This is a genomic window from Pseudomonas edaphica, from assembly GCF_005863185.1.
Classification (GTDB): Bacteria; Pseudomonadota; Gammaproteobacteria; order Pseudomonadales; family Pseudomonadaceae; genus Aquipseudomonas; species Aquipseudomonas edaphica.
The window spans coordinates 1-3,174 of record NZ_VBVZ01000675.1 but is presented as its reverse complement, the minus strand read 5'-3'; the positions used below and the strand labels follow the sequence as shown (position 1 = coordinate 3,174).

The window sequence follows — 3,174 nt, the reverse complement described above, 5'->3', positions numbered from 1 at the left end:
CACAACTTCGTCGCCTTTCTGCAGGCTGCCTAGCAGGTTTTTCTGCTCTTTGGCGCGCTTGGCCTGTGGGCGCCAGATCATCAGGTAGAAGATGACCAGGAAGCCGACCAGGAAAATCCACTCGAAACCACCACCCATAGGGCCGGCGGCGGCAGGCGCAGCGGCGTCAGCCATGGCATTAGAGATAAAAAAGCTCATTTAGCACTCCAGTTGCAAATAGTGAATCTTAGGGTCGGAAAACTCAGTCCAAGGGCGGCACAGGGAGCCCGCGCTTGGCATAGAAGGCATCGACGAAGGCGGCCAATGTACCCTGTTGAATAGCCTCACGCAAACCAGCCATCAGGACTTGGTAGTGACGCAAATTGTGGATGGTATTCAACATGCTACCCAGCATTTCCCCGCACTTGTCCAGATGGTGCAGATAAGCACGCGAGAAGTTCTGGCAGGTGTAGCAGTCACAGGTGGGATCCAGCGGCGAATCATCATGGCGATGGAACGCGTTACGGATCTTCAGCACGCCTGTATCGATGAACAGATGCCCATTGCGGGCATTACGGGTTGGCATCACGCAATCGAACATGTCCACACCGCGGCGCACACCCTCTACGAGATCTTCCGGTTTGCCAACGCCCATAAGGTAACGAGGTTTGTCAGCGGGCATCAGGCCCGGCAGGTAATCCAGCACCTTGATCATCTCGTGCTTGGGCTCACCTACCGACAGACCGCCGATAGCCAGGCCGTCAAAGCCGATTTTGTCGAGGCCTTCGAGCGAGCGCTTGCGCAGGCTTTCGTGCATGCCGCCCTGGACGATACCGAACAGCGCAGCAGTGTTATCGCCGTGGGCGTTTTTCGAGCGCTGAGCCCAACGCAACGACAGTTCCATGGAGATACGCGCGACATCTTCATCCGCGGGATAAGGCGTGCACTCGTCAAAAATCATCACGATGTCGGAGCCCAGGTCGCGCTGCACCTGCATCGACTCTTCAGGGCCCATGAACACTTTGGAACCGTCCACCGGCGAGGCGAAAGTCACGCCCTCTTCCTTGATCTTGCGCATGGCACCCAGGCTGAATACCTGGAAACCACCGGAGTCGGTGAGGATCGGGCCTTGCCACTTCATGAAGTCATGCAGGTCGCCATGCTTCTTGATCACTTCCGTGCCCGGGCGCAGCCACAGGTGGAAGGTGTTGCCCAGGATGATCTCGGCGCCGGTCGCGACGATGTCACGCGGCAGCATGCCTTTTACAGTGCCGTAAGTGCCCACTGGCATGAACGCCGGGGTTTCGACGGTGCCACGCGGGAACGTGAGGCGACCACGACGAGCCTTGCCATCCGTGGCCAACAATTCAAACGACATACGACTCATAGTTGCTCCTCAAGGCCCGCTTCTTTAGGAGCAGTCGGCGCAGGGTTACGGGTGATAAACATCGCATCACCGTAGCTGAAAAAACGGTATCCATTATCGATGGCAGCTTTATACGCCGCCATTGTTTCGGGATAACCCGCGAAGGCCGACACCAGCATCAACAGCGTGGATTCCGGCAAATGGAAATTGGTCACCAGGCAATCGACCACATGGAACGGCCGGCCCGGGAAAATAAAGATATCGGTATCGCCACTGAAGGGCTTGAGCACGCCATCGCGCGCGGCACTCTCCAGCGAGCGCACGCTGGTGGTGCCCACCGCCACAACACGACCGCCGCGCGCCTTGCACGCCGCCACCGCATCCACGACTTCCTGGCTGACTTCCAGCCATTCGCTGTGCATATGGTGGTCTTCGATGTTATCCACACGCACCGGCTGAAACGTGCCGGCCCCCACGTGCAGGGTCACATAAGCGCTTTCGACGCCTTTGGCGGCAATCGCATCCAGCAGCGGCTGGTCAAAATGCAGCCCGGCTGTAGGTGCGGCGACAGCACCGAGGCGCTGCGAGTACACCGTCTGGTAGCGCTCGCGATCCGAGTCTTCGTCGGGGCGGTCGATATAGGGAGGCAGCGGCATATGGCCGACGCGTTCCAGCAGTGGCAACACTTCCTCGGCAAACTTGAGTTCGAACAACGCGTCATGGCGTGCAACCATCTCGGCTTCGCCACCGCCATCAATGAGGATGCTCGAGCCGGGTTTCGGCGACTTGCTGGAGCGCACATGGGCCAGCACGCGATGGCTGTCCAGCACCCGCTCCACCAGAATTTCCAGCTTGCCGCCGGACGCTTTCTGGCCAAACAGCCGTGCCGGAATCACCCGGGTATTGTTAAACACCATCAAATCGCCTGGGCGCAAATGCTCAAGCAAATCAGTGAATTGGCGGTGTGCGAGGGCACCACTCACCCCGTCCAGGGTCAGCAGTCGACTGGCGCGACGCTCGGCCAAAGGGTGGCGAGCGATCAGCGAATCAGGGAGCTCAAAAGTAAAGTCAGCAACGCGCATGATAGGGTTCGTCTAGCAGGGCCGGGGAGTCTAGCGGAAATAGTGAAAATAGACCATGAAACGTGATTGACCAACGGTAATCTCATCTCTATACTTCGCCGCCATTGAGCCCTGATGGCGGAATTGGTAGACGCGGCGGATTCAAAATCCGTTTTCGAAAGGAGTGGGAGTTCGAGTCTCCCTCGGGGCACCATCTTAAAGAAAGACCTTGAATTTCAAGGTCTTTTTTTTCGTCTGTAGAAAAGTGAGATTCCAGCGCTGGCCGCCGCAATGGCGCCCAGAAGGCAAAATCATGAAAGAACAAGCCCTATGACCATAAGCCCTTTCAAAACCTCGTGAGCGCCTTCAGAGGCCGTCGGAGCGTTGCGATTATCCTACCGCCCTCGACCTGAATAACGACCTTGCACGATCTGATGAACCTGGGATGCAGCAGAGCGTCGGCACCCATGTCGATATGAGCATCGAGCCAGTCTTCTGGAATGGCAAGGAGGCGAGCTTCTGGAGGCGTCCTGACGCGTGCTGTGCACCCGTTAGTGCGCATTGATGGTGGCTTTTTCGCGGAATAGCTTGCGGGACTCTTTTCGAGCGCGCAAAACAAAACCCCATCTGCTTTCGCAAATGGGGTTTCGGAATTTAATCTTGACGATGACCTACTCTCACATGGGGAAACCCCACACTACCATCGGCGATGCATCGTTTCACTACTGAGTTCGGGATGGGATCAGGTGGTTCCAATGCTCTATGGTC

General features: G+C 57.3%; 3 protein-coding genes, 1 tRNA gene and 1 rRNA gene. 1 reads left to right on the top strand and 4 read right to left on the bottom strand.

Going from position 1 to position 3,174, the window contains the following annotated elements; translation table 11 throughout:
- From yajC to queA, 3 genes are all read right to left on the bottom strand, one after another.
- Window positions 1-198: preprotein translocase subunit YajC (gene yajC, locus FEM54_RS28780; protein ID WP_138453876.1), on the bottom strand; the 198-nt coding region annotated here is incomplete at its 3' end.
- 43 nt (window positions 199-241) lie between these two features.
- Window positions 242-1,357, bottom strand: coding sequence for a tRNA guanosine(34) transglycosylase Tgt (gene tgt / locus FEM54_RS28775; protein ID WP_003175976.1), 1,116 nt, complete (start codon window positions 1,355-1,357; stop codon window positions 242-244).
- A gap of 5 nt (window positions 1,358-1,362) precedes the next feature.
- Window positions 1,363-2,427 carry a tRNA preQ1(34) S-adenosylmethionine ribosyltransferase-isomerase QueA gene (gene queA / locus FEM54_RS28770; RefSeq protein ID WP_138453875.1) on the bottom strand — a complete coding sequence of 355 codons (1,065 nt, stop codon included), beginning with the start codon at window positions 2,425-2,427 and terminating at the stop codon, window positions 1,363-1,365.
- Between the two features lie 108 nt (window positions 2,428-2,535).
- On the opposite strand from queA, the gene FEM54_RS28765 reads away from it, so the two are divergent.
- Window positions 2,536-2,620: transfer RNA gene (locus FEM54_RS28765), tRNA-Leu, on the top strand.
- Window positions 2,621-3,064: 444 nt separating this feature from the next.
- Here the strand turns inward: FEM54_RS28765 and rrf are convergent.
- Window positions 3,065-3,174, bottom strand: a 5S ribosomal RNA gene (rrf, locus tag FEM54_RS28760); the annotation flags it as partial.

What these genes read in the sequence shown, in the direction of transcription:
- tgt (WP_003175976.1), bottom strand. Translation starts at nt 1,357, where the DNA reads ATGTCGTTTGAATTGTTGGCCACGGATGGCAAGGCTCGTCGTGGTCGC.
- queA (WP_138453875.1), bottom strand. Translation starts at nt 2,427, where the DNA reads ATGCGCGTTGCTGACTTTACTTTTGAGCTCCCTGATTCGCTGATCGCT.